Genomic DNA, 24,111 nt, shown 5'->3' on the forward strand with positions numbered 1-24,111 from the left:
TCTTATGCCCTCCTGGTTTTCCATCGTCTTATGACATATTTTATATTTTTATTAAAATAAATACTAACCGCTGCCCGTACAAACACAATTCCGTATATCCTGCCTTTTATTCTCACATTTCCCTGACAGTAATTTTCTCCGCTAAACAGGGGTCTGACCCTGACACAGTTTTTATGGAAAGGAATGGTCATTCCAAGCACTGCAAGGATGGCTCCTGTTATAGAGGGATCCTCTGTAGAAAAAGTAATCTCTCCATCCATCCCAGTTGGCAGCACATGGCAGATCAGAAATTTTGCATGTGTCCATACAAGAGAAATCCCCGCCTGCACCCTTGGGTGTTCCAGAAAATCTCTCCACCAGGTTACCTGCGCTCCCACTCTGCACAGCGCAGCCCGGATATGATGTATTCTGTCCCATATTCTCTTTCTCTTGCTCTGTATTCCTGACAGCAGTTTCCTGACAGGGCTTATCTTCTTTTCTTTTTTATCTGAGTCTGTCTTTTGTTGAGATTTTTCCGGTGCATCCTGTGGCTGACTATCCACCGGACTGCTGATCATTTTCTCAGATTTTACATTCACCGGCTTTTCCGGAATTTCCTCTGATCCGGCATAATCTTTTACTTTTTTTCGCCTGTTCAAAATTTTGACCACAGGAATTCCAAACAACCGGAATGAGGTCTGCAGATTTCCCTCTGCCCAGACAACCCTCAGCACAACTCCATGAAACAGCCAGCTGATCTGTCCCTCTCCTCTTATCTTTTTCCAGTCATCCTGTTCCTTGGTCCCGGATGCCCTGTACCTGACCGGACAAAAAAGAATCAGCAGAATTGCCAGCAGAAGCAGTCCCAACACAATTCCCAGCAGAATCAGTATAAACTTTAATATAAGCCATAAAATATGTAACATCTACTCACCTCTGCACATAGGTCTCCTGTACCAGACTGCGAACCATTTCCAAAGCCTCGTCCTTCCCCTTTGCCATGCCAATGATCTCCGGACAGATTCTGTAATAGCTTTTCTGGAGAAGCATAGCTGCCGGAATGATCTCAAACAGATTGGATGGATTGTCAGACAGAGTAAGAAGATAAATTCCATGTACATACTTCCCGGCATCCAGTTTATTTTTTATTTTCTCAGGATCCTCAACACCCTCTCCTGTAAGATAGTCCTTCTTCCATTTCAGCATTCCATACCTGCCTCTCTCTTTTTCAGCATTCCCCTTTTTCATAATTTTAAACAGGGCTGTGTAAAAAACGCAGCCCGGTTTCCGTTAATAATACTTATGCTGTTTCCCCCAGAGTCCATTGCTCCTCATGTCCAGATATTCCTGATAGGCCTTCTCCACAATCTGCTTTTCATTGGAAAAGCGCAGCAGATGATAGATCTCATGGTACTTATAATATCCGGAATCCACAAAAAATTCCTCTCTCTGGGGCTTACTATGATAATTATCCGCAGTCATCAGGTACCAGTGTACCTCCTTTGTAACTACGTCCTCCGGAACGGTAAAGTTATATTGGCTCTTTCCGATATATTTTACAATAGACGCCCGCACTCCGGCTTCCTCCAGCACTTCCCTCAGCGCTGTCTGCTCATGTGTCTCCCCTGCTTCTACTGTTCCTTTCGGCAATACCCAGCCCTCATAACGGTTCCTGTAAGATTTATACAATGTAAGAATCTTACCCCGATGAATTACCACACCGCCACAGCTCGTTGCTTCTATCATAATGCAATCCCTCCTGTTTTGCGTGGTATTAAAAACTGGTTATAGTATACCCCTTTTTTGATAATGCCGCAACTGTTAAAAACAGTGCAGAATAAATTTATTTCTGTCCCTTATGGTTCACTCACTGCTATCCATTATTCTAATCATAGTAATATGCATCAAAAAGCTGACCTGCAATAGGCACTGCTGACTCACTGCCGGTTCCTCCGTTTTCAACAATAATGGCAACTACCAGATCCGGATCATCTACATTGGAATAACCCACAAACCAGGAATGACTGGATCCGTTCTCATCAAATTCCGCTGAGCCAGTCTTGCCTGCTGCTGTATAACCCCTTCCATTCAGGGCAGAGGCAGTTCCTTCCTCTACTACCTTCTTCATCAGTTTTCCCATAAGATTGGCTTCATTTACGCTCATAAGTCTTTTATATTTTTCCGGTTCTGTGGTCTTTATTGTTTCACCGTCACTGTTTTTCACAGAATCAATGAGATATGGCTTCATCAGTTCCCCTCCATTGGCAATGGCACTTGTAAGCAATGCCATATGCATAGGTGAAACCAGAGTATTTCCCTGTCCGATGGCTGTCTGCATCACCTCAGCAACAGAGGATTTCCCATTCAGGCTAAAGGTGCTCTTTCTGTAGGAAGTAAGAGGAAGGTCTTTGTTAAACAAAAGATCCTCAGCAGTTGACCGCAGAGAACTGCCTCCCAGCATAGTTCCTATTTCTGCAAAAGCACTGTTGCAGGAATGGGCAAAGGCACTGTAAAAATCTTCCTGGCCATGTACTTCCCCGCCATAACACCTGATCGTATGTCCTTCCTTGGTAATACCGCCCTCACAGAGATAGGAAAAATCCTCCAGTGTCCCCCTGGTGCGGAAATAATCCAGGGCAGTGACAATCTTAAAGACAGAACCCGGAGGATAAGCTCCGTTTGTGGCACGATTCAAAAGGCTGCTGTCATTCTGATCATTCACAAGAGCTTCCCAGTTCTGGGCGATAGTGCTGGGATCAAAATCCGGTTTGCTCACCTCTACCAGTATCTTACCTGTGGAAGGCTCTATGGCCACCACTGCTCCTCTTCTGTCCCCCAGCGCCTGATATGCTGTTGTCTGCAGATCTGCATTCAAAGTAGAGACTACCGTATCTCCCATATTTTTCTGACTTTTAAACTCATTTTTCATCTGATTCAGGAAAAACTCATGGGAAGTCAGAAGCAGAAAATTCGCCTCGGATTCCAGTCCGCTTTTTCCATTGGAATCATAACCTACCACATGAGAAAAAATATTTGCATAGGGATAAGTACGCTCCTCTGTGCCATCCTCATATACATTGGTCTGAGCCAGCACCTCTCCGTCTGATGATTCAATCTTGCCTCTGACAACACGGTCTGAAAAAGTATCCTGTCTGGTGTTATAGGGGCTATTGATAAAATCCTCGCTTTTTACCTTGTCAAAATAAACCAGATAACCGATCAGACTGACAAAAATCAGCACAAAAAAGCAGGATACAAAAGTATATTCCCTGTTGCGGGATCTTCTTTTTTTAGAAATTTCCTGAGCCTTGCGCTTCTGCTGTTTTTCCAGCTCTCTGCGCCGCTTCCTTTCTTCGTTGTCTCTCAATCTCTTCGTCCTCGTCTTCTCTCAAAATATAAAGTCCCTGAATAATTGCCAGCATTAATACTGTACTTGCCACAGAGCTTCCTCCATAGCTTACCAGCGGAAGGGTCACACCTGTCATAGGAATAAACTTGGTGGCACCGCCAATGGTCAAAAACACCTGAAATGCATACTCAGTGCCAAGTCCCAGGGCGATCAGCTTATAAAAAGGCTTCTTGATCTTCAATGCAATATTTACGATCATCAGGAAGAAACTCATACACACCAGGATCAGACAGATTCCAAAAATTCCTCCCAGTTCCTCGCAGATTGCACTGAAAATAAAGTCATTCTTAACTACAGGGATCTTCTCCGGGGATCCCTGGCACAGTCCCATTCCGAACCAGCCTCCTGTACCAATAGCAAACAAGGACTGCACGATCTGGTATCCCTCATTCTGATAAACTGCCATGGGATCCTTCCATGCACTCACTCTCTGGCGTACATGACCAAACAGATGATAGGCAATTACAGACCCTGCCGCACCTCCGCCAAGCCCCAGGGCCAGATAACCCACATTTTTGGTAGCCACATAAACCATTACCAGATATGCTGCAAAAAAGATCACTGCACTTCCCAGGTCACGGGAAAGGACCAGAATTCCTACATGAAGTCCTGCCACGATCGTAGCCTGGACTACCGTTCTGAAATCTGCCCCTCTGCGAAGCAAAGCAGCCATAAAAAATACAAATGTGATCTTGATGGCCTCTGAAGGCTGGATTCCCATCAGAGACAGCTTGGCTCCATAGCTGGTACGGGCAAGGACCAGAACTGCCCCCAGCAGAAGGATTCCCACACCTGCATACAGCCAGGTAAGATCTTTCAGAAATTTCATCTTACGGATCAGCACAGGAACCGCAAGGGCAACTAAATTCACTGCCGCAACGATAATCAGCTGCCGGGTGGCCGTAGCCACATCCAGTCTGCACAATATGATAAATCCCACACTCAGCAGCATACACATATTATTCAGCAGCAAAATGGATGCCTTTTTGTACAGCAGTCTGTACAGGATCTGGATTCCGGCAAAAAATGCCATCATCTCTGCATAAAAGGTTACAACCTGAAATTTCCCGGTTTTCAGATAAATAACCAGAAATGCCGTAAAGTCCATAAAGAAGATGAGCATCAGCTGCTGACGCAATGACTCATTTCTCTCTTCCTCACTTTGCTGCTTCACCATATAGAAACAGTGAAAGGTATAGACCACCATCAAAGTGAGGATCACATATTTGGATAATTCCACAATCACATTAACCATGCATTACTCGGCTCCTCTTTTAAAATGTCCCTTTGTATACTCTCTCTGAGGGGGATCTGCCTCATTCTGATATACATTCACAAATTCATCCAGAATCCGTACTGCCTCATTCTGATCTTCAATGGTAAAAGAAAGGCGCAGTGCTGCAGGTCCAAGCTTTCTTACCTGCTCTCTTTCTCTCAGAAGTCCATAGGGAATACTATTGTAAATGATATTATAGCAAGGTGTCTTATCCCCTGTATTTTCCATTTTCCATGGATCACAGAAACAGGCTGCAGTGAATTTCTTATCATATCTGTCCTTTAATTCTGCCTTTCCCTCACTATGATCACATCTGTAAACATTTTTGCGGACACACTGTGCAGACATCATCAAAGGCAGATATCCATATACCAGCATCTCACTGTGGCTGTTATTTCTGTGCCGAATTTCCCCTTCATTTAGCTCCAGGGGAATGGTATCCTTAAGAACCTTCTGTTCCTCCCAGAAGGCAACTGCCTCATTGTTCCAGGTATACATGCTGTGATCCAGAACACATTTTTCAGCCAGCCCTGCCTTCTGCAATATGGCAAAGGCCTCCAGATTCCGCACCAGAAATCCTGTCATTCCCTGCCCCAGCCATTCTCTGGCCTGCTGCAGATATCCCTCCGGAAGTTCTCCCCGTATAATATGGGGCAAAGCCAGATACATTTCCAGTCCTCTGTCTGTGCCAGCCTTCAGACACTGCTTCATAGCAGAGAACGGAAGGTACATTCCTCTGATCCCCTCTCTTTTATATAACGCAAGAGCTGTCTCAATGTCTTCACAGGAAACATAAATTGGAAGCTTTTTCCGTACAGATTTCTTTGCTGACGAAGGGGCAAGGGAAGCAGAAACCGGTTCCTGTCTTCTGTATTTCTGCAGAATTTCCTCCTCCAGTGCAGCCAGGGCCTGTCTGCGCAGCTGGTTCAAAAGCTTCATTGGCACGAAAACACTGTCATCCATCTGGATTTCCAGGCTTTCCCACTCATAGGGAGTATTTCCCAGTTTCTCCATCTGTATCCCCACACGCTCTCTGGTAAGAGGCTGATTCTGTGCATACTGTACCTCTCCCAGGGCAGCTGTCCCATGGACCTCTCCGCAGGATACATCAAGAATGGCAGCGCTTCCGGGATAAAGGATCAGACTGCCCCTGATTTTCTCTTTTTTCTGCACAGGAGAGCAGGTTACATTTCCGGTTTTCTTCTCATTGGTAAAAGCCATCATCCCAGGGCCATTCTGCATCTGATAATATCCTGTACAGGAACCTCCGCGGTTAAACAGGTCCAGAAGATACTGCCTGTCCCTCTCTTCCACCTTATAACTGTCCGGTCCCTTTTCAAAAAGCAGATCCAGGTATTTTCGATATACCTTTGTCACTCCGGCCGTATATCCGGGCTGCTTCATCCTTCCCTCGATCTTCAGAGAACTTACTCCTGCCTCCAGGATCTCCGGCAGAATCTCAATAGTGGAAATATCTTTAAGACTGAGAGGGCAAAGGTCCCCTTTGTTTTTCGTTTTCCTGAGGACATCCTTCTTATCCGGCAATAACACCTCATAAGGCAGTCTGCATGGCTGGGCACATTTACCCCTGTTTCCGCTTCTGCCGCCAAGCACACTGCTCATAAGGCACTGTCCGGAATAGCTGTAACACAATGCCCCGTGAATAAAAGCTTCTATTTCAATAGGGCTTGTCCTGTGCATCCTGCGGATTTCCTCCAAAGATAACTCCCTGGCAGTTACTACTCTGGATGCGCCCTGTTCTTCCAGAAATTTCATTCCTTCCGGACCGGTTACTGTCATCTGGGTACTGGCATGAAGAGGAAGACCCGGAAACATTTTGCGGACAGCTGCAAAAACTCCCATATCCTGTACGATCACTGCGTCCAGTCCCTCCCTGTAATAGGGCAGAAGATAGTCATACAGCTGATCTGTAAGCTCTCTGTTTTTTAACAGCGTATTCACTGTCAGATATAATTTTTTGCCATGGATATGTGCTGTATCAATAGCTCTGAGCAGTTCTTCCTCACTAAAATTCTTCGCATAGGCTCTGGCTCCAAAGGCTGCGCCTCCTACATATACCGCATCTGCCCCTGCCCCCAGTGCTGCTTCAAAGCCTTCGTAGGAGCCGGCAGGTGCCAGAAGTTCTATCTCTTCTCTTTTCAAATTAATTCCTCTCTTTATTTATAAGCTGTCAGAATCCACAGATTTTTATGCATAAAGGGGAAATCACCGAAGCAATCCCCCCTTATTATTTCCGGTCTGCTATTTCAGCAGCTCATCGATCTGTTTTTCCAGTTCTTTATTCTTGCCTTCCAGAAGACTTTTCTGTTCCAGTGCTTCCTTCTCTGCCTTCTGTGCCTCTTCGATCTGCATACGCAGAGCAATGAGCTCATGCTTCAGATCATACATCTCCTGGTCCTTCTGCTGAAGATCCTGTTCAAAAATCTCTGCCTGCTTTTTTGCCTTAAAATAATCATCTGTAATATTCAGGCTGATCAGAGTATGCTTTGTCTCCATGGGCTGTCTGCCGTAGCCCGGAAGAGCACTTAATTCATCGATTTTTTTATTAATATAGGATGCTACCTTCTGGAAATATTCTTCCGATTCGTAACCTCCCAGCGTAATAATCTTACCCCCTATGATTACCTTTGCTGTATTTTTTACTGCCATCCTATAGCCTCCTGTATCTTAATCACTGCCGTTTCACTGACGCAGCAGCACTATCTTTCGTCATGTCAAGCGGATATTCGCAATCCGCTTCGCTACTTGCTCATAACCGACATACAAGCCGATATCAAATTTATTATACTCGAAAGCAGCTCAAATGTATAGAAATTTTTAAAAAAGTTTTACGAAGCCCCAGGAATTCCTTATTCCTTATCCGGAACAGCATATCCCAGGTGCTCATAAGCCAGCCCGGAGGCCATCCTTCCCCTGGGAGTACGATTGAGAAATCCGTTCTGCAGCAGATAGGGTTCATACACATCCTCCAGAGTTCCGGAATCCTCCCCAATGGCTGCTGCCAGTGTTTCCAGGCCCACCGGTCCTCCCTGAAAATTTACGATAAGAGTCTGCAGGATCCTGCGGTCTATCTTGTCCAGCCCATACTGATCCACTTCCAGCAGATCCAGGGCAAAGCAGGCCACATCATAAGTGATCCTGCCATCATATTTTACCTGTGCAAAATCCCTGACCCTTTTTAACAGACGATTGGCAAGTCTGGGAGTTCCCCTGGAGCGCTTGGCGATCTCCGCCGCTCCCCTGGCATCAATTTCTACTCCCAGCACCTGGGAAGAACGGATAATGATCGTCTGCAATTCCTTCTGATTATAGAATTCCAGATGATGCATCACTCCAAAACGATCTCTGAGAGGGGCTGACAAAAGTCCGGCCCTGGTAGTCGCTCCTACAAGGGTAAACTTTGGCAGATCCAGGCGGATAGACCTGGCTGAGGCACCTTTTCCGATCATAATATCAATGGCAAAATCCTCCATAGCCGGGTACAGTACCTCCTCCACCTGACGGTTCAGGCGGTGGATCTCATCTACAAAGAGAATATCTCCCTCCTGCAGATTATTCAGAATCGCAGCCATCTCTCCCGGCTTCTCAATAGCCGGACCGGAGGTTACCTTCATATGGACGCCCATTTCATTGGCAATAATTCCGGATAATGTAGTCTTTCCAAGTCCCGGAGGGCCATAAAAAAGCACATGATCCAGTGCATCATGCCTTTGTTTTGCTGCTTCAATATAAATTTTCAATGTATTTTTGGTCTTCTCCTGACCAATATATTCATCCAGCGTCTGAGGTCTCAGATTTCCCTCAAGAGTAAAATCCTCCTCTATAACGTCTGTTGTAATTACTCGCTTCTCCATTCACGAAACCTCTGTTTTATTTTTAAAGCATATTTTTCAAAGCGGCCTTCAGCAATCCCTCCACATCTTCCGGAGACACCTCTGTCACCTTACGCACTGCCCGGAGTGCATCTGTACTGCTATATCCCAGGGCAACCAGGGCCGCTACAGCCTCCTGTCTTCCATCTGAAGCATCACCGGAAGCTGCTGCTTTCTCCTGCTCATGGGCAAGCTTTAACTCAAACGCATCTTCAAGCTTTAATTTATCCTTTAATTCAAGAATCAACTTCTGGGCCGTTTTCTTACCGATCCCCGGAGCCTTTGACAGGGTTTTCACATCATCTGAAAGAACTGCAAAGCGAAGTTCATCTGCAGTAATCCCGGATAAAACTCCCATAGCAGCCTTTGGACCAACCCCATTTACTCCCAGCAGGAGCTTAAACATCTGCAGGTCATCCTTTTTGAGGAATCCATACAGCTGCATGGCATCCTCTCTTACCTGAAAATAGGTATGGATCTTTACTTCCTCTCCCATGTGAAGCTGGGAAAGGCCTTCGCCAGTCATATAGATTTCGTATCCAATGCCGCCGGTCTCAACGATCACTGAATTTTCCGTCATATCTGTAGCAATTCCACGGACAAATGCAATCATGATAGCCCCTCCTGTTTCATTTCCCTGAGAATCTGGCTGATCTTGGATACAAACAGATCAAAGGCAATATCATTCTTGCCACTGTTGATCACCACATCCGCTTTTGCACGGGTAGGCTCCACATAAAGATAATGCATTGGCTTCACGGTGGTAAGATACTGATTAATAATTCCCTTCATATCTCTTCCCCGCTCTTCCACATCTCTGGAAATCCTTCTGAGGATACGCTCATCTGCATCAGCCTCCACATAGACCTTAATGTCCAGAAGCTCTCTCACTCTTGGATCTGCCAGCAGAAGGATTCCCTCTACCAGGATCACAGGTTTGGGATCGATCCTTAATACCTGGGAAGAACGAGTGTGCTTTGTAAAATCATACACCGGGCATTCAATAGATTCTCCTGCCTTCAGCTTTTTCAGATGCTCTACCATCAGATCTGTTTCCAGGGCATCCGGATGGTCATAATTCACTGTCACCCTCTGTTCAAAAGGAATCCCATCCTGACTGCGGTAATAATTGTCATGATAAAGCACCACCACATCGTCCCCAAAATATTTCTTGATCCTGTTAGTAAAGGTAGATTTTCCTGAACCGGATCCTCCGGCAACTCCGATTACAATACTTTTCATTATGTATCACGCCCTTCCTTTTTCTGTGCTTTATCATAGCATAAAACCTCATTCCCGTAAAGTCAGGATTCCGCAAAAAAAGGAGCCTGCCCCTTTTGGACAATGGCTCCTTTAAATTTACTGAATAATGTGTCTTGGACAGGCTTCTTTACATGCCCCGCAATTTGTGCACTTGCTGTAGTCAATATGTGCGCAGAAATTATCCACTGTAATTGCCCCATTAGGACAGGTCTTCTCGCATTTCTTACATCCAATACATCCAACCTCACAGGCTGATGTAACTGCCTTGCCTTTTGCATGAGAGCTGCACTGTACGAATGTAGTCTGGTCATAGGGCACAAGCTCGATCAGATGCTTCGGACACTTGGCAACACATTTGCCACAGGCCTTACATGCCTCTTTATCCACCACAGCCACACCATTCACTACCTCAATGGCACCGAAGGGACAGGCTTTTACGCAGCTTCCAAAACCAAGGCATCCATAAGTACAGGACTTGGCACCGCCACCGGGAATGAAAGCCATCATTTCGCAGTCTTCCACACCTGTGTATTCATAGTTGTCTTTTGTCTTCTCACAGGTACCTGCACACTTCACATAGGCCACCTGACGGGCAGTCTCCACGATTTCCTGTCCCATGATCCCTGCGATCACCTTTCCCACAGGCTCCCCGCCTACAGGACATCCGTTTACAGGTGCCTCACCTTTGGCGATTGCTGCTGCCAGACCATCACAGCCAGGATAACCACAGCCACCGCAGTTATTACCGGGAAGTGCTTCGCGGACTGCAACTTCCTTCTCATCTACTTCTACTGCAAATTTGTTACCAGCCACCCCGAGGAAAATACCAATAAAAAGACCTACTGCAGCAACCAGTACAGTTGCCGCCATAATTGCTCCTATATTCATAACATTTCCCTCCTTAAATCAGTCCTGAAAATCCGAAGAAGGCAATTGCCATCAGTCCGGCTGTCAGCAGAACTGTAGGGAACCCCTGGAAGGATTTTGGAATGTCATTGTATGCGATTTTCTCACGGATACCAGCCATCAGCACGATGGAAATAGTAAAGCCCACTGCTGTTGCAAATCCGTTCACTGTTCCCTGAAGAACATTATACTCCTTCTGCACGTTTGTAAGGGCAACACCGAGAACTGCACAGTTTGTTGTGATCAGCGGAAGATACACACCAAGTGCCTGATACAGGGAAGGCATTGTCTTCTTAAGGAACATCTCTACAAACTGTACCAGTGCCGCGATCAGCAGGATGAATACGATAGTCTGCAGATAAGTCAGGTTCGTAGGAACCAGGATAGCATTGTAAATAATACCTGTCACAAAAGATGACAGTGTAATAACGAAGATGATCGCACCGCCCATACCGGCTGCTGTCTCCACACTCTTGGAAACACCAAGGAAAGGACAGAGGCCAAGGAACTGGCTGAGGACTACGTTATTTACAATTGCTGAGCTTACAAGTATGATCAAAAGTTCTTTCATAATCCATTACCCCCTTTTTCCCTTACACATGGTATTACCGCAGGCTGCACAGCTTCCGCCGCAATCAGGATTGCTGGGGTCAATGCCACGTTTGGCTGCACCGATTTTGAATTTGTTCTGTAATGCAGAAAGCGCTGCCAGAACAAAGAATGCTCCGGGTGCCAGGATAAAGATTGTGATCGGTTCATAACCGGCCTTACCTGCTGCAGCATCTGCCAGAGGAAGGATCTGATGTCCGAACAGGGAACCTGCGCCGATCAGCTCACGTACTGCACCGATACAGGTGATACTTAAGGTAAACCCAAGGCCCATACCAATACCGTCAAACAGAGAGGCAATAGGTTTATTCTTGGATGCATATGCTTCTGCACGTCCAAGGATAATACAGTTAACTACGATCAGAGGAATATAGATTCCAAGGGAGTCATACAGGCTTGGGATAAATCCCTGTAAAAGAAGCTGTACAACTGTTACAAAGGAAGCAACAACTACGATAAATGCAGGCATACGCACTCTGTCCGGAATAAAGTTTCTCAGAAGAGAGATCATTAAGTTGGATGCCGCAAGAATTACTGTAGTAGTAAGTCCCATTCCGATACCATTGGTTGCAGATGTGGTGATAGCCAGTGTAGGACACATACCAAGCATCAGTACAAAGGTAGGATTTTCTTTGATGATTCCGTTATATAAACGTTCAGCAGGTGTGTTTGGTTTCATCACTGATTTCCCCCTTTCTCATACTGGAATGCACATAATCCGGCATTGACACCGTTTGTCATGGCATTCGTTGTAATAGTGGCACCACTTAACGCATCGATCTGATCATCCGCTGTGGCACCGGTCTTTGTATATTCAAATTTGTCTACTTTCTTATCTTTGAACTGATCCTTAAATGCATCTGTGTTTGCTCTCATACCAAGACCTGCGGTCTCACCGATGGAAAGAATGGAAATTCCATTTAAGGTACCGTCATCCTGGATACCCATTGCAAACTGGATATCTCCGCCGTAACCCTCGGAAGTGGTTACTGTAAATGCATATCCCAGTTCATTGCCTGAAGCATCTTTGGCAAGCATAGTTTCATCTATGGACTGTGCCGCATATCCGTTCTCATCCAGATAAGACTGCAGGGCATCCGCATCCACATCCACGGTCTCAAAGCTGTCCGCATCTGCAAATACAGCCTTATACGCATCCTGTTTCGCCTGTGCTTCCTGCTTTGCAATAGGATCTGCTGTAATATCCTGGACTACACCAAGGGCAAGTCCTGCCACAAGTGTGATCACTGTAATGGCTATGGTGTCTTTGATAATTCTGTTACTCATGCCTTTTTGCCCCCTTTCCCAAATGCCGGGTGACCAGTCACACGTTCAATCATCGGAACTAACAGGTTGCAGAAAATGATCGCATAGGATACGCCCTCTGCGGAACCGCCGAAGAGACGGAAGATCGCAGTCAGTACACCAAGACAGACACCGTATACGTACTGTCCTCTTGGTGTGATCGGTGTTGTGACATAGTCTGTAGCCATAAACCATGCACCAAGCATAAGACCACCGCCGAAGATGTGGCTGAACAGATAGTTCACGTCAAATCCCTTGCCTGTTCCAAGCATGTAAAGGATTACAAATACTGCGAAACTTCCAATATAGGTAAGCGGGATCTTCAGATCAATCACCTTGAAAACCAGAAGGATTGCAGCTCCGATGAGGATCGCAAGGGCAGAAGTTTCACCGATAGTACCCTGGATATCACCGATAAACATATGTAATACAGATACAGAACTGTCTGTAAATCCATTCTGTTTCAGAGCTGCCAGAGGAGTTGCACCGGATACAGTATCTACCACACCTCTGAAGCTGTCGCTTACTGCGAAATCTGTCATCTTTCCTGCGAAAGAGATCATCAGGAAACATCTTCCTGCAAGTGCCGGGTTCATGAAGTTCTGTCCCAGACCACCGAAAAGCTGTTTTACAACGATAATCGCAAATGCACTGCCAAGTACAGGCATCCAGAGCGGAATTGATGCAGGCATATTTAATGCAAGCAGCAAACCTGTAACAACTGCACTGAAGTCTGTAATTGTGTTCTTCTTATGCATCAGCTTGTCATAGATCCACTCAAAGAATACACTGGAAGCAACGGTGATCACTACTACCAGTAAGGCACGAAAGCCAAAATTATAAATTCCAAACAGTGTGGTCGGCAGAAGTGCCAGTGCCACAAGCTGCATGATTTTGCTTGTTGTCATCTTATCCCGGACATGGGGATTGGATGATACATGTAACATCTGATCCATTATGATGTCCCCCTTTTACTTTTTCTTACGGCTTGCCAGAACCATCTTACGCATAGATTTGATCATCTGGGTCAGCGGACGCTTGGCTGGACAGATATAACTGCAGCAGCCACATTCGCAGCATTCCATACCGTCAAATTTCTGGAAGCTCTCCATGTCACCATGCTCTGCAAAGGTTGCAAGTCTTGCAGGAATGACATGGCCGGGACAGACTCCTACACATCTGCCGCAGTTAATACATGCAGTCTGTTGGGCATCTGCCACCTCATCCTTCTCCAGACAGAGACATGAGGAACTGGTCTTGATACATGGTACATGAGTGTCATACATGGCAAATCCCATCATAGGACCACCTGAGATTACTTTGGATACATTATCTGTCAGTCCACCGGCAGCTTCAATCAGTTCTGCCATATCTGTTCCGGAAAGAACATCAAAGTTCTGCGGATTCTTAATCCCCTGTCCTGTTACTGTTACGATACGGTCCATAACAGGTTTTCCAAGGATAACGGCTTCATAAACAGCAATTACAGTATCTACGTTATCAACTACGCATCCTGCATCTGCCGGAAGCATGGCAGAGTTAATCTCTCTGTCTGTGACAGCCTTGATCAGGAAACGTTCACCACCCTGTGGGTACTTGGTCATCAGCTCTGCTACTTCAATACGTGGAATATCTTTCACCATTTCTTTCAGCTTGGCAATACAGTCAGGCTTGTTATCCTCAATACAGATATATCCCTTCGCATTGTCAAAAAGCTTCAGCATAACTCTTAAGCCTTCGATCAGCTTCTCAGAGTCATCCAGCATTCTTCTGTAGTCGCTGGTAAGATAAGGCTCACACTCGGCACCGTTTACAAGAATATGATCGATCTTCTCCGGTTCCTTTGGCGCAAGCTTTACCTGTGTGGGGAATCCGGCACCGCCCATTCCCACAACTCCGCCTTCTTTAATTCTCGCCAGAATTTCCTCTTTCGAAAGATCTTCCAGTCGTGCAGGAATAAATTCCACACTTTCATACTGCTGGTCATTTTCAATGATAATGGAATTGACCATGGAACCCGTTGCTGTCAGTCTGGGTTCAATTCCCTTAACTGTACCGGAAACAGATGCATGGATCGGTGATGACACAAAGCCTGCAGCGTCCGCAATCTTCTGGCCTGCGAGCACATGGTCTCCTTTCTGAACTACAGGCGCGGCCGGCGCACCGATATGCTGTGAAAGAGGATATACCATATCTCCCTTAGGCAGATATTTCACTACCGGACTGTTCTTGGATAATTCTTTTCCGTCATAAGGATGAACACCACCCTTAAAGGTTAAAATTCCCATTTTATTCCCTCCTTTTTATATTAAGCATCCGAAAACGCTTTATTTTTCTTTTTTGTTTCTCAGGTTCTTCAGATTACGTAATTTGTATCCTCGGTTCAGATTTGGATATGCTTTTACGAAACGCTGCATATTGTGACCGACCTTTGCTGCCATAGCTTCTTTTCTCTTCTGAAGCTCTGCACTGATCTCTGCTGTAATTGCAGCACGTTTCTGTTCCATTTCTTTAAGGACTTCCACATCTCCCAGGCGTTCTTTTACACTCTCAAGCGTAGCTTCTTTGGCAAAACCAACACTGGCAATCTTCTCATGCATTTTCACAAGCATTTCGCCCTTTGCCTGCTCCATAGCCGCCTCAATAACAGGCAGTTTCTCGTGAATACGGAAAGCCGCAGCTGCTGAGAAAGCAAAATCCACAACATATCCCACTCCTATCACGCATATGCCGATCTCGCCTACGTAAACCGGATACAAAATCACAATAGATTCCACAAAAGGATGTAACACTTTAAACAGAATCACTGTAAAAGCCCCCCAGCCAAGGGATGCTCCCAGGCAGATACGTCCCTGGAAATTAAATTTATTATCACTGTAATCCCACCAGGACGTATGAAAAATAGACTCCATCAATACGGCTGTCACATACTCCAGCGCAGTTGCCACAACAACTCCTCCCAGATACAGATACAGAAGATTGTCGCTAAAGGGTCTCAGGATCATATAAACAGATACCGCCCCAAATCCATATATGGTACATAAGGGTCCATTAATAAAACCACGGTTTACAAATTTGCCGCTTTTAACAGATACATAACAGGTTTCCCATACCCAGCCAAAAAAACTGTAAATAATCAGCCAATTCATAAGATGATAAAAATCAATCCCGCAAACAGTTAAATTCCACATGCTTTTTCTTCCTTCTGATATGTATTTTTTAATTATACTATAAACCATTTTTTTCAAAAAATCACTACCCAATTTTCAATTTCTTGTGTATAATTAAATACAATTTAGGAAAGGAAAATTCTTAACATGATTGTTAAAAAAATGCCCATTTTACAAGGGTTTCCGGACTTTGAGACTGTTAAATTTTTCACCGGAAAATTCTTCCGAAAATACAATTTTTCACCTGTTTTTTATGACATAGAAACCACCGGATTATCCCGAAAATCCACGTTTTTGTACCTGATCGGAGCTGTTGGAATTGAAGATGAAACTTGGTATTTTCATCAATGGATGGCCGAAAGTGACAAAGAAGAAGAAACAATTCTGAGAATTTTTTCACAATTTCTTCAACAATGTGATTTGCTGATTTCTTACAACGGAGAGCGATTTGACCAACCCTATCTGGAAACAAGATACGAAAAATACGGACTGCCCTCTCCTTTTGAGCACAAAATGTCCCTGGATTTATATCTGACTCTGAAGCCTTTGAAAACACTTCTGAAGCTGCCTGCTCTGAAACAGCCATGTCTGGAAGAATTTCTCGGAATCAAAGACCGAATTTATAACAATGGTAAAGAATGCATTCAGCTTTATAAAGATTTTCTGAAAAAACGAGATGCCATTATGGCAGAAGAAATTCTCGGTCATAACCTGGAAGATGTGCTGGGACTTGGAAGAATTTTTGAGATGCTAAGTTATCTGTGCATTTATGATTCCGAGTATGAGGTTACATATGCTGAGGCAGATGAAGAAGTTGTCATTTTCACATTAGAGCTTCCACACGCTCTTCCAGCTGAATTCTCCAATGGAAGCAATTCTTTCTATATCACAGGAAAAGCTACAGAAGTTAAACTTATTGTCCGAACCGAAAACGGACGACTGAAACAGCATTATCAAAATTATAAAGATTATTATTATCTGCCGGACGAAGATACGATTATTCCGAAATCACTTGGAAGCGGAATTGATAAAAAGCATCGAAAAGCAGCTACAAAAGATACCTGTTATACCTGGTTTAATTGCAGCGAACAATTTCTGCAGAATCCACAGATGCAGAAACAGTATCTGGAACATGCTTTGCCATATTTTCTCAAGGCATTGAAATAAAATGCATAGTAACAAAAAGGGTCAGCCCTGGTGGCCTTTCGCAAGAAAGACTATGGCTGACCCTTTTTCTACCATATAACTGTTAAAACAGAATTTGAATTGTCGCGTCTTGGATCAAATCAACGAACTGTTAAATAGCGATTATCAATCGGTAGCTGTATCAAACCAATGATACAATTCAACGATGAACCCTTTAGACAGCAAAAAGGTGTTCAAATGAACACCCCTATGAAGTCTGCTGCTCTTTAATTTTATGTATATGCTGACGCATTATTTTATTATTACACCATCTGAAATCTTGGTTAGAAAGCTCTCTAACTGAGTCTTTTTTCTTCCATAACACTCATATATGCTGGTCTGATGATTTTATCCGTGCAAATCATCTCTTCTATTCTGTGTGCACTCCAACCTACGATTCTAGCTACTGCAAACATGGCTGTATAAAGTTCTACCGGTATACCCAGCATATCGTAGACAAATCCACTGTAAAAATCTACATTGGGACTGACACCTTTATAGATATGTCTTTTATCTGCTATGATCTTTGGAGCAAGCATCTCTATGTTTTCATACAATTCAAGATCTTTTTGCCTTTTCTTTTCCTCTGCCAGTTGTTTTACATAATCTTTAAATACTCTCTCCCTCGGATCAGAAATAGAATATACTGCATGTCCCATTCCATAGATTAAGCCCTTTTGGTCAAATGCATCTTTATCAACAATCCTTCTTAAGTATGCTTCTATCTCATCCTTATCTGAATAATCCTTTATATGCGCCCTAATATCATCCATCATTTCCATTACCTTAATGTTGGCGCCTCCGTGTTTTGGTCCTTTTAGCGAACACATTGCTGCTGCCATCGTAGAATAAGTGTCAGACCCGGATGACGTAACGACTCTTGTGGTAAATGTAGAATTATTACCTCCTCCATGTTCCATATGCAAAATGAGTGCCGTATCTAAAACCTTTGCCTCTGTAAGGGTATATTTCCTGTCTGGTCGCAGAAGCATCAATAGATTTTCCGCGGTGGAAAGCTGTTTATCGGGATGATGAATATACATACTCTCATTTTTTTCATAATGATTGTAAGCATTATATCCATATACTGCCAACAATGGGAACTCACTGATGAGCTGGATGCACTGACGCAGCGAATTGCTGACACTTGGTTCTTTTACCTTTTTATCATAAGATGCCAGGGTAAGAATACTTCGGGTCATGGAATTCATGACATCCTCCGAAGGTGCTTTCATAATGACATCCCTTGTAAAATTGGTTGGCAATGTCCTACACTCTCCAATAATTCTATCGAAGTCTTCCTTCTCTCTTTCATCAGGCAGTTTTCCCATCAAAAGAAGATATGCTATTTTTTCAAATCCAAACTCATTTTGTCCTAAACAATGAATCAAATCTTCCACTCGATAGCCCCGGTACCACAATTCCCCATCGCAGGGAATCTTCTGATTATCAACAATTTTTGAAGACACTATTTTTGATATGTTGGTAAGTCCTGTAAGGACACCTTTCCCATTTTCATCTCTAAGCCCTTTGTTTACGCCATATTCTTCAAATAACCGCGGAGCAATGTTATCATTTTTCAGACAAACTGCTTCCAATTCTTCAAAATAATCATTCATCTGCTCCGTTGTCATCTCTATTCACCTCCAGATTCTCCACCTCACTGCTCATAATAGTTTCCAACTGCTTCATAAGCTGTAGTAACTGAATCAAATTATCCTTTCCAAACTTTTCGAACACCTTCCCGTAATACTTCTTAAGTGTTTCTTCCTGCGCCCTTAACAGGCTTCGTCCGCTTTCAGTAATTGTAACATAGGTGCCCTCACTGCCGTTACCGTCATGAGACCATAATACATATCCTACATCTCGTAGCTTTTCTACCATTTTAGAAATCTGTCGCATCGTCATCTGAAGCTTGTCCGCTAAATCCTTCAGATAGACTCTTCCTGAATAAATGTCGGATGTCTCCTCCATTGCAATATATTGTAATGCAATGTATTCCGGGATACTCATTTTCATAAAGACATCTTTTCTATGCTCCCGGTTAAACAAGTGCCTTTGGTATATCAATTCGTTGGACAGCTTTATAATATCTGTATTTCCTATAGTTTCTGCCATATTACTCCTCCTTTATTTAAAATAAGGGAAGCAACAGACTGTCACTTCCCTTCGTAAAAGAGAATGGATTATTTTAATAGCCCATTTCCGGTTGTGCCGGCATTGCAGGTGCTGTTTCCTTAATATTTGCCACAGCAGCCTCCGTTGTTAATAAGGTTGATGACACACTAATCGCATTGGAAAGTGCACTTCTTGTAACCTTGACAGGATCAATAATTCCTGCATCGACCATATTGACGTACTGTTCAGAAATTGCATCAAAGCCTATGCCCTCATCTGACTCCTTTACCTTATTGATGATGACAGCACCCTCTAGGCCTGCATTTTCAGCAATGGCACGAAGCGGAGCCTCCAATGCCTTGGCTACAATCTCTGCTCCTGTTCTCTCATCACCCTCCATGCTTGATATCATGTCATATACTGCCTTTTGTGCGTGAACATAAGCAGATCCGCCGCCACTGATGATGCCCTCTGACACAGCAGCCCTAGTGGCATTTAATGCATCCTCTATACGATACTTAGCTTCCTTCATCTCTGTTTCAGTTGCGGCTCCAATCTTAATAACTGCAACACCACCGCCGAGCTTAGCCACCCGGTCTACCAGCTTATCCCTGTCGTACTCAGAAGCATCTGCAGCCTGTCTCTTAATCATTGCGATTCTTTCTTCAATGTCCTGTTTCTTGCCCTCGCCATCCACGATGGTTGTATGTTCCTTTGTTACTTTAACTGATTTAGTCTGTCCAAGCATATCAACTGTGATATCCTTTAATTGCATGCCAAGGTCATCGAGTACTGCCTGTCCACCTGTCAGAATTGCAATATCCTTTAACATCTCCTTACGACCATCACCATACCCCGGTGCCTTTACAGCTACGACCTTGAGTGTGCCTCTCAACCTGTTTACGATTAGTGTTGTAAGTGCTTCACCCTCTACGTCATCTGCAATAATCAGCATTTCTCTTCCCTGCTGCATTACCTGCTCCAATATAGGAAGAATATCCTTTATATTAGATATCTTTTTGTCCGTAATCAAAATGTATGGATGATTCATATTAGCTATCATCTTTTCTTTATCATCACACATGTAAGCAGATAAATAACCGTTGTCAAACTGCATTCCCTCTACAACCTCTATCTCTGTCTGCATCGTCTTTGATTCTTCTATTGTGATGACGCCATTCTCTCCAACCTTTTCCATTGCATCGGCAATCATTGTTCCGACTTCATCATTACCTGCAGATATTGCAGCAACCTTTGCAATGTGATCTTTTCCGGTTACAGGCTTGCTCATTTTAACCAGTGCTTCAATAGTTGTATCTGCTGCTTTCTTCATTCCTTTTCGCAAAATAATTGGATTTGCACCTGCTGCTATATTTTTCATACCCTCGCCTACTAGAGCCTGTGCCAAAACAGTTGCCGTTGTCGTGCCGTCTCCTGCAATGTCATTCGTTTTGGTTGCGACCTCTTTCACAAGTTGTGCACCCATATTCTCATAAGGATCTTCCAGTTCAATCTCCTTTGCAATCGTAACACCATCGTTCGTAATCAAAGGAGTTCCGTAAGATTTATACAATACAACGTTACGTCCCTTAGGTCCGATTGTCACCTTTACTGTATCTGCCAGCTTATCAACGCCTGCTTCCATCTTTTTTCTTGCATCGATATCAAACAAAATTTCCTTTGCCATGTTAATTCCTTCTTTCTACATATAAAATAACTGTATTTTTATTTTACTACTCCACAATTGCAATAATATCGGACTGATTTACGATGATATATTCCTCATCCTCCAACTTAACATCTGTACCGGAATACTGAGAATAAATCACACGGTCGCCTTCTTTTACCTGCATTTCTGTTTTCTTTCCATTCTTTTCACTTCCAGGTCCTACTGCAATGACAACAGCTGTCTGTGGCTTTTCTTTTGCACTATCCGGTAATATAATTCCGGACTGGGTTTTTTCTTCTGCTTCCTGCTGTTTTAAAACAACACGCTCTCCTAATGGTTTTAACTGCATAATCATTACCTCTTTTCTTTATTGTTAGCACTCTCTTGTATTGAGTGCTGCTTATTTTGTAAAAAATATATGCTTCATATGAAGCATATATAAACAGTTTGTTTCCAAACTGTTTGTTTAAAAAGGATTATAGCACATAAAAAACCTATGTCAACCCATTTTTTCAAAAGAAATAAAAAAATTGCACACCGATTACTCGGTGTAACAATTCCTAGTCATTCTCCAACAATCTGTCTATATTATGACTAATCTGTTCAGACACCCGGTTAAATACCGCCAAAGAACTTTCATCAATTCCTTCCACCACCTTGGCGGTTAACTCTGCCCAGAGAATCTCCATTTCCTGACAAAGATGTTCCGACGCATCAGTCAGCTCATATTTCACATATCTACGATCTTTATCATCTCTTTTGCATACAATGTATCCTTGTTTAACAAGATTCTCTAAAGTAGTAGACATATGACCTTTATTCATCTGCGTGTACCGACATATATCCGTCAATGTTGTTATATCATCATAATGAGATAGCAAATAAACAACTTCCAGTTCCAATCTGTTTAGGTTTGTCTTATTTTTTACATCAACCATAGCTTTTTCAAGAAGACGATTAAACTTTCCACCTCTCAAATTTTTTTCAATATTCATCAAAATTTCACTCCTATTTTGTTTTTACTCTTTTTACAAAATATCAAATTAATCCATCAAAATTTTTTCATGGGACATCTTATCGTTTATCATATCATATCGCCTACATTTTTTCCACATAAACCACCCCAGTATTTCACTGCCCGAGTGCCATCAAATCCTATTTCTATACTCTTACTTCAAATCCGTTCTTGAATATGAATCTTATATCATCTTTTGCCTTTACAATCCTTTCCTGCAGGTGTTTTAATGCCTTTTGCCGTCAGTTCTTTTCTATCTGGTACGTTGAAAGCCCCTCAAGAAATCTCTTGTAAATGTATCTTACCGTTACTGCCTGTTCCTTATTGATGACAAACTCTCCGTTCGGTCCCCTGTCATATCCGAGGAATCTTGTAAATGACACGCTTGCCTTTCCATCAGCAAACGATTTTCTTTTTCCCCATGTGATATTCTCTGAAATGGATCTAGACTCTTCCTGTGCAAGTGAACTCATGATGATAATTAACAGCTCACCTTTTGCATCAAGCGTCCAGATGTTCTCTTTCTCAAAATAAATCTCTATGCCTTTTTCCTTAAGTTCACGCACTGTTGTAAGTGAATCAACTGTATTTCTTGCAAAACGGCTCACCGACTTTGTTATGATGAGGTCAATCTTTCCGTCAAGGGCATCCTGAATCATCCGGTTGAAACCATCACGGTGGCTTGTGTTAGTTGCTGTGATGCCTTCATCCGTGTAAATGCCCGCAAAATCCCATTCCGGATTTGTTTTTATGTACCTTGTGTAATAGTCAACCTGTGCCTCATAGCTTGTTGCCTGTTCTTCCGTATCCGTAGATACTCTTGCATAGCCTGCAACCTTTCTTTTCGTTACACTCTGTATTGGTCTTGAATCAAATCGGTTAAGCGTAGCTGGAATAGTTGTTACTCTTTTTGCCATGTTATAACCCTGCCTTTCTTATAGTGAAATTCTATTCTGTCATCATAATTGACGGCTTTTTCAATGTTCTGTGCAAACAGGCCTTCACACTGTTTTTCATGGAAAATTTCCTCTGCAGCCTGTCTTATGACATTATCCGCCAGCTTTTCTGCACTGCAGTGCCTGCACTCCCACACTCTGCTTTTTGGTTTATGCCCGTTCTTTCCGGTGTTCCATGTGTTTGATTCAAGCTTTCCGCTGCACCGTCCACAGAACAGACGGCCAGAGAATCCGCTGTAGCCTTTTTTGTATTCCCTTAATACTTTTCTTTCTGTGCCGTTTTTTAGCTTAAATGTAATGTAAGCATTATCGGCAGTTACAAATGCTACACGCTTTTTTACAGCATCCTCATCAAATTCCGTGAGGCCTAACGCTTTGACGGCTGCATCCTCCAGCTCTGATTCGTAGATATCCCGGAAATCGCATACCGCCATTCCCCTGCGCTCTTTAGTGTTGCACACCCATTTCTTTCCGGATGCAGGTGAACGTCTGCTTATGGAACATCCGCAGTTGGCACATTTCATAATGCCAGAAAAAACTGTCGGCTCTTTTTTACATTTATTCACCTGCTCTGCCCTCTGTTTCATCAGTACCTGCACTTTTTTATAATCTTCTTCTGTCACCAGAGACTCGAACATTTCTTCAACGGCATACATGGGCAGTTCTCCATTATTTGTTCTGCGCCTGTGTCCTTCTGTAGTAAAATTTTTCTGTAAGAGCATTGTTCCGGTGTATGAGATGCTTGAAAGGATGCGCTTTACAGTTGAATCGTTTATAGGCACACCGCTTCTACCTTTAACACCCCTGTCTGCAAGAGCCTTTGCTATGGAATATGCTGACTCCCCTGCAAGGTATCTTGAATAAATTTCCCTTACAGCCTCGCCCTGCTCCTGGATAATGCTGAAGCTTTCACCATTCCATCTGTAGCCGAATGGCGGTTTTATGCCGTTTGGAATACCAAGCTTAAACTTTTTCCTTAATGCCCATTTTACATTTTCTGAGATGCTCTGGCTTTCAGCCTGTGCAAATGCAGCTAAAAGCGTTAGAAGAAGCTCCCCTTCCTTTGAAATGGAATGCACATTCTCACGTTCAAAATAAACATCAATGCCTAAGTCCTTCAGATGCCTTGTCACATTTAATGTATCAACAGTGTCCCTTGCAAACCTGCTGACAGATTTTACAAGCACAATGTCTATCTTCCCTGCCTCGCAGTCTTTTATCAGATGGTTGAACTCATCCCTGTTTTTGGTGGCTGTTCCGCTTATGCAGTAGGTAGACCCAAGGAACCTCCCCTTGAGTCCCCATCAGAACCGTACGTGAGCCTCTCAACTCATACGGCTCCTTCTCCAACAGATGGT

The 24,111-nt window shown here is 43.5% G+C and carries 25 protein-coding genes; 1 reads left to right on the forward strand and 24 read right to left on the reverse strand.

Annotated features, from left to right (window positions below; translation table 11 throughout):
• Positions 1 to 2 precede the first annotated feature (2 nt).
• From ACTNDS_RS12450 to ACTNDS_RS12530, 17 genes are all read right to left on the reverse strand, one after another.
• Complete coding sequence (locus ACTNDS_RS12450; RefSeq protein WP_441036063.1) at positions 3 to 905, reverse strand: DUF2953 domain-containing protein; 903 nt, start codon at positions 903 to 905, stop codon at positions 3 to 5.
• Between the two features lie 4 nt (positions 906 to 909).
• Entirely contained in the window at positions 910 to 1,185 is a 276-nt protein-coding gene (locus ACTNDS_RS12455) for a hypothetical protein (RefSeq protein WP_441036065.1), read from the reverse strand.
• Between the two features lie 84 nt (positions 1,186 to 1,269).
• Positions 1,270 to 1,725, reverse strand: coding sequence for an NUDIX hydrolase (locus ACTNDS_RS12460; RefSeq protein WP_019161492.1), 456 nt, complete (start codon positions 1,723 to 1,725; stop codon positions 1,270 to 1,272).
• Between the two features lie 139 nt (positions 1,726 to 1,864).
• Complete coding sequence (locus ACTNDS_RS12465; RefSeq protein WP_173742540.1) at positions 1,865 to 3,346, reverse strand: peptidoglycan D,D-transpeptidase FtsI family protein; 1,482 nt, start codon at positions 3,344 to 3,346, stop codon at positions 1,865 to 1,867.
• Positions 3,270 to 4,643, reverse strand: coding sequence for an FtsW/RodA/SpoVE family cell cycle protein (locus tag ACTNDS_RS12470; protein WP_441036067.1), 1,374 nt, complete (start codon positions 4,641 to 4,643; stop codon positions 3,270 to 3,272). Before ACTNDS_RS12470 ends, ACTNDS_RS12465 begins: the two co-directional genes overlap by 77 nt.
• Positions 4,644 to 4,646: 3 nt before the next feature.
• The gene (locus tag ACTNDS_RS12475; RefSeq protein WP_441036068.1) at positions 4,647 to 6,827 is read right to left on the reverse strand and encodes a peptidase U32 family protein; all 2,181 of its coding nucleotides are present in this window, start codon (positions 6,825 to 6,827) and stop codon (positions 4,647 to 4,649) included.
• 99 nt (positions 6,828 to 6,926) lie between these two features.
• Positions 6,927 to 7,334: a cell division protein ZapA gene (locus ACTNDS_RS12480; RefSeq protein WP_019161489.1), complete on the reverse strand. Its 408-nt coding sequence runs from the start codon at positions 7,332 to 7,334 to the stop codon at positions 6,927 to 6,929.
• A gap of 200 nt (positions 7,335 to 7,534) precedes the next feature.
• Positions 7,535 to 8,539 (reverse strand): Holliday junction branch migration DNA helicase RuvB, encoded by a 1,005-nt coding sequence (gene ruvB / locus ACTNDS_RS12485; RefSeq protein ID WP_441036071.1) that lies wholly within the window; start codon positions 8,537 to 8,539, stop codon positions 7,535 to 7,537.
• A gap of 22 nt (positions 8,540 to 8,561) precedes the next feature.
• Positions 8,562 to 9,170 (reverse strand): Holliday junction branch migration protein RuvA, encoded by a 609-nt coding sequence (gene ruvA, locus ACTNDS_RS12490; protein WP_441036073.1) that lies wholly within the window; start codon positions 9,168 to 9,170, stop codon positions 8,562 to 8,564.
• Positions 9,167 to 9,799: a uridine kinase gene (gene udk / locus ACTNDS_RS12495; protein WP_441036074.1), complete on the reverse strand. Its 633-nt coding sequence runs from the start codon at positions 9,797 to 9,799 to the stop codon at positions 9,167 to 9,169. Before udk ends, ruvA begins: the two co-directional genes overlap by 4 nt.
• Before the next feature lie 117 nt (positions 9,800 to 9,916).
• Positions 9,917 to 10,708, reverse strand: coding sequence for an RnfABCDGE type electron transport complex subunit B (locus ACTNDS_RS12500; RefSeq protein ID WP_173742546.1), 792 nt, complete (start codon positions 10,706 to 10,708; stop codon positions 9,917 to 9,919).
• Between the two features lie 13 nt (positions 10,709 to 10,721).
• The gene (gene rsxA / locus ACTNDS_RS12505) at positions 10,722 to 11,297 is read right to left on the reverse strand and encodes an electron transport complex subunit RsxA (RefSeq protein ID WP_008704334.1); all 576 of its coding nucleotides are present in this window, start codon (positions 11,295 to 11,297) and stop codon (positions 10,722 to 10,724) included.
• A gap of 6 nt (positions 11,298 to 11,303) precedes the next feature.
• Positions 11,304 to 12,014 carry an electron transport complex subunit RsxE gene (rsxE, locus tag ACTNDS_RS12510; protein ID WP_019161483.1) on the reverse strand — a complete coding sequence of 237 codons (711 nt, stop codon included), beginning with the start codon at positions 12,012 to 12,014 and terminating at the stop codon, positions 11,304 to 11,306.
• Positions 12,014 to 12,622, reverse strand: a complete 609-nt coding sequence (locus ACTNDS_RS12515) for an RnfABCDGE type electron transport complex subunit G (RefSeq protein ID WP_433844269.1) — start codon at positions 12,620 to 12,622, stop codon at positions 12,014 to 12,016. Before ACTNDS_RS12515 ends, rsxE begins: the two co-directional genes overlap by 1 nt.
• Positions 12,619 to 13,596, reverse strand: a complete 978-nt coding sequence (locus ACTNDS_RS12520) for an RnfABCDGE type electron transport complex subunit D (protein ID WP_441036078.1) — start codon at positions 13,594 to 13,596, stop codon at positions 12,619 to 12,621. Before ACTNDS_RS12520 ends, ACTNDS_RS12515 begins: the two co-directional genes overlap by 4 nt.
• A 15-nt stretch (positions 13,597 to 13,611) precedes the next feature.
• Positions 13,612 to 14,928: an electron transport complex subunit RsxC gene (gene rsxC, locus ACTNDS_RS12525; protein WP_441036080.1), complete on the reverse strand. Its 1,317-nt coding sequence runs from the start codon at positions 14,926 to 14,928 to the stop codon at positions 13,612 to 13,614.
• 39 nt (positions 14,929 to 14,967) lie between these two features.
• The gene (locus ACTNDS_RS12530; RefSeq protein ID WP_441036082.1) at positions 14,968 to 15,831 is read right to left on the reverse strand and encodes a putative ABC transporter permease; all 864 of its coding nucleotides are present in this window, start codon (positions 15,829 to 15,831) and stop codon (positions 14,968 to 14,970) included.
• 126 nt (positions 15,832 to 15,957) lie between these two features.
• Between ACTNDS_RS12530 and ACTNDS_RS12535 the strand changes: the two genes are divergently transcribed.
• Positions 15,958 to 16,977 carry a ribonuclease H-like domain-containing protein gene (locus tag ACTNDS_RS12535; protein WP_441036083.1) on the forward strand — a complete coding sequence of 340 codons (1,020 nt, stop codon included), beginning with the start codon at positions 15,958 to 15,960 and terminating at the stop codon, positions 16,975 to 16,977.
• Positions 16,978 to 17,291: 314 nt separating this feature from the next.
• Here the strand turns inward: ACTNDS_RS12535 and ACTNDS_RS12540 are convergent, their stop codons facing one another.
• The 7 genes from ACTNDS_RS12540 to ACTNDS_RS12570 form a co-directional block, all read right to left on the reverse strand.
• A complete protein-coding gene (locus ACTNDS_RS12540) occupies positions 17,292 to 18,629 on the reverse strand; it encodes a citrate/2-methylcitrate synthase (RefSeq protein WP_154431022.1) in 1,338 nt (445 codons plus the stop codon).
• Complete coding sequence (locus ACTNDS_RS12545) at positions 18,607 to 19,113, reverse strand: MarR family winged helix-turn-helix transcriptional regulator (RefSeq protein ID WP_075681754.1); 507 nt, start codon at positions 19,111 to 19,113, stop codon at positions 18,607 to 18,609. Before ACTNDS_RS12545 ends, ACTNDS_RS12540 begins: the two co-directional genes overlap by 23 nt.
• A gap of 73 nt (positions 19,114 to 19,186) precedes the next feature.
• Complete coding sequence (groL, locus tag ACTNDS_RS12550; protein ID WP_441036085.1) at positions 19,187 to 20,800, reverse strand: chaperonin GroEL; 1,614 nt, start codon at positions 20,798 to 20,800, stop codon at positions 19,187 to 19,189.
• A gap of 46 nt (positions 20,801 to 20,846) precedes the next feature.
• Complete coding sequence (groES, locus tag ACTNDS_RS12555) at positions 20,847 to 21,131, reverse strand: co-chaperone GroES (RefSeq protein WP_075681758.1); 285 nt, start codon at positions 21,129 to 21,131, stop codon at positions 20,847 to 20,849.
• Positions 21,132 to 21,342: 211 nt separating this feature from the next.
• Positions 21,343 to 21,777, reverse strand: coding sequence for a MarR family winged helix-turn-helix transcriptional regulator (locus tag ACTNDS_RS12560; RefSeq protein ID WP_154431024.1), 435 nt, complete (start codon positions 21,775 to 21,777; stop codon positions 21,343 to 21,345).
• Between the two features lie 262 nt (positions 21,778 to 22,039).
• Positions 22,040 to 22,714: a recombinase family protein gene (locus ACTNDS_RS12565; protein WP_441036088.1), complete on the reverse strand. Its 675-nt coding sequence runs from the start codon at positions 22,712 to 22,714 to the stop codon at positions 22,040 to 22,042.
• A complete protein-coding gene (locus ACTNDS_RS12570) occupies positions 22,699 to 24,018 on the reverse strand; it encodes a recombinase family protein (protein WP_441036094.1) in 1,320 nt (439 codons plus the stop codon). The genes ACTNDS_RS12565 and ACTNDS_RS12570 overlap by 16 nt, the downstream gene beginning before the upstream one ends.
• Between the last annotated feature and the right edge of the window lie 93 nt (positions 24,019 to 24,111).

The sequence above is a fragment of the Blautia sp. HCP3S3_C12 genome, assembly GCF_052064155.1.
Classification (GTDB): Bacteria; Bacillota; Clostridia; order Lachnospirales; family Lachnospiraceae; genus Blautia_A.